The 2995-nt window shown below is 36.7% G+C and carries 3 protein-coding genes; 1 reads left to right on the forward strand and 2 read right to left on the reverse strand.

Going from position 1 to position 2995, the window contains the following annotated elements:
* Positions 1–132 precede the first annotated feature (132 nt).
* Positions 133–744: a DedA family protein gene (locus tag AACL61_RS03390; protein ID WP_102815906.1), complete on the reverse strand. Its 612-nt coding sequence runs from the start codon at positions 742–744 to the stop codon at positions 133–135.
* Between the two features lie 249 nt (positions 745–993).
* On the opposite strand from AACL61_RS03390, the gene AACL61_RS03395 reads away from it, so the two are divergent.
* Positions 994–2307 carry a cation:dicarboxylate symporter family transporter gene (locus AACL61_RS03395; RefSeq protein WP_019252975.1) on the forward strand — a complete coding sequence of 438 codons (1314 nt, stop codon included), beginning with the start codon at positions 994–996 and terminating at the stop codon, positions 2305–2307.
* Between the two features lie 54 nt (positions 2308–2361).
* On the opposite strand, the gene AACL61_RS03400 is transcribed toward AACL61_RS03395, so the two are convergent.
* Positions 2362–2832: an Lrp/AsnC family transcriptional regulator gene (locus tag AACL61_RS03400; protein ID WP_003669853.1), complete on the reverse strand. Its 471-nt coding sequence runs from the start codon at positions 2830–2832 to the stop codon at positions 2362–2364.
* Positions 2833–2995: the final 163 nt, after the last annotated feature.

Genomic DNA, 2995 nt, shown 5'->3' on the forward strand with positions numbered 1-2995 from the left:
CGGGACGAGCCTTGGCTAATAGTCGTAACCTCTGCTTGAAGGTTCGTTCAGAATCGGTAGGGTAAGTATGCGATGTTTCCAGAATCTCCCACTTCAAGCATTAAACCGTAGGTTTAGCTAAGTGGGAGTAGTTCAATTCTTAATTCTTTTTTGATACCACCGATAAGCAAAGTATAAACCAACGATCGCCATAATGATAATAGCAACAGTCGTGTAATCGTTGAAGATAATGACAATTTTATTCCATGATTGGCCGACCCAAGCGCCAAGAACAACAAGCAGTGTGTTCCAGATGGTGCTCCCGATAGTAGTGAGAAGGCAAAATTTTCCTAATGAAGTTTGCGCGATCCCTGCAGGAATAGAGATTAAACTGCGGATAACGGGAATGCAGCGGCCATAGAGAATGCCGCCTGTCCCATGTTTATTAAACCAATCGACTGCTTTTTTAGCATCATCTTGATGAAAGCCTAGAAGTTTAAATAAACGATGACTAAGAAGACGTTCGAGACGTTTAACAGTTAACTGGCGACCAAGGGCATATAAAATAAGTGCCCCGATAAGTGAGCCAATTGTCGCGGCGATAATTACTCCAACAATTGATAAAGAGGTGGTAGTCGTCATAAAACCGCTCATTGTAAGGATAATTTCGGATGGTAGCGGTGGAAAGACATTTTCAAGGGCAATTAGTAAGGCAATTGCAAAATAACCAAACTGATCAATAAATTCCGTTATCCAAGCGTTCATAAATTACTCCTGTTCAATTAAATATTCTCTAAACACTCTATCATATTAGAGAAATACTTAGTAGCGGTCTTATTTTTCTTTAGTGAAAATTACGAATTATAAATTAGAATTATTATATTGAAGTGAATGAAACACCTAGAAAGAGCAAAAAGTGTTCGGATTTAATTAAATAAAATCTTAAAAATTGCTAAAATCTTACTAAAAATGTGCTAAAGTATAATAAGACTACATAAGGGAGATTGATATAAAGTGAAGCGATATCGTTTCGGACGCCTCAGTATGGGCTGGCAAATTATGATTGGGCTGGCCCTTGGTATTATTTGTGGATTAATTTTCTATCAAAATAAGGGTGCCATCACTGTTATGCAGAGCTTAGGAACAATCTTTATCCGGCTGATTCAAATGATCGTAATGCCAATTGTTGTTTCTTGCTTGACTGTGGGAATTGCTAATATTGGTGATATTAGAAAGTTAGGACGGATTGGTGGAAAAACATTAATTTATTTTGAAGTTTTAACCACAATTGCGTTAATTTTAGGGATCGTAATGGCTAACATTACCCATCCAGGTTCGTTTATTGATATTCATAAACTTCATGCAACTGATATTTCGCAATACATGTCCACTGCAAAATCTGCAGAACATAGTAGCGGATTCTGGCCATTAATTTTGTCGATTATTCCAACGAACATTTTTAAATCCATGTCTGATGGTGACATGATGCCTGTTATCCTGTTCTCAGTTCTTTTCGGATTAGGAATTGCAGCTGTTGGGGAAAAGGCTAAAATTTTAATTGATGTATTAAATGCAGTTTCAGAAGTTATGTTCAAAGTTACTAATTGGGTTATGAAGTTTGCACCAATTGGGGTCTTTGGTTTAATTGGAATGACAATCGCCGAAATGGGTATTAGTGCTCTGCTGCCATTAGGATTATTTATTGTGATTGCGTATGTGACAATGTTAATCTTTATTATTGTTGTCCTCGGTATTACTGCTCATATTTTTCATTTACGTTATTGGAAGACGATGCGCGCTATCCTTGATGAGATTGTTTTGGCATTTACTACTGCCAGTTCAGAAGTTACGTTGCCTCGTTTGATGAAAAAGACGCACGAGATGGGAGTAAGCAAGGGTATTACAGCTTTTGTTATTCCAACTGGTTATACTTTTAATCTTGATGGATCTGCAATTTATCAATCATTAGCAGCGATCTTCTTAGCACAAGCATATGGACTTCATCTTAGTATTTCTCACCAAATTACTCTGCTGGTTGTTTTGATGATTACTAGTAAGGGAATGGCTGGGGTTCCAGGAGCTTCTTTTGTTGTATTGCTTGCTAGTGTTTCTACAATTGGGGTTCCAATGGCTGGTTTGACTTTCATTGCCGGAATTGATCGTTTCGTTGATATGGGACGAACTGCCGTAAACGTGGTTGGTAATTCAATTGCCACACTTGTTATCGGTGAATCTGAAGGTGCTCTTGACCGTGAAAAATATAATGCATATTTAGATAATTACGGAAAGGAAAAACCATCAACAGAAACTGACGTTGAAGCTGAATAAAATTAAATAAACATAAAAGCGAAGATGGGGAAATCCTCACCTTCGCTTTTATGTTTACTCTTTTTCTGAACTAACGGTATCTTGGGCTGGTGCTAGCTTAACTCCTCGGTGGTCAACGCTTGTACTAAATACGATTTGTGTACTTGTCTTTCCAAAACGTTGTTGAATAGTATTGATGAAGTTATCTAAATCGGTGGTAGAAGGAAAAACAACTTCCATAATTTCTGAATAATCACCAGTTACACAGTTACATTCAATCACATTGGGAATTTGTTGAATGTAAGGGTAAAATTCTTGTTTTTGGCGAGGCTCAAGTTGCACCTGAATAAAAGCTTTAACATGAAAGTTGATTTTTTCCATGTTAACACTTGTATGGTAGCCAGTAATAATCCCATTTCGTTCAAGTTTATTAATTCGCGCCGCAATTGCTGGTGATGAAATAAAACATTCTTTAGAGAGTTCTTTTAAAGAAGCACGGGCGTTTTTTTGAAGAAGGTTAATAATCTTCCTATCGATCTTGTCCATAAGATGCGGCCTCACTTTCAAATATTAAAGGTATATTGGATATATTAAGATTACTCTAATTAAAGATTAATGTATAGTCTAAATTTTAGGAAATTTGGAATTTTATCTGAGGTCAGTATTATTCTGGTTTCCTTCGCTTTATTCTCCCGAAATGTCAATTTAA

This window comes from Limosilactobacillus reuteri subsp. porcinus (genome assembly GCF_036621895.1).
Classification (GTDB): Bacteria; Bacillota; Bacilli; order Lactobacillales; family Lactobacillaceae; genus Limosilactobacillus; species Limosilactobacillus reuteri_J.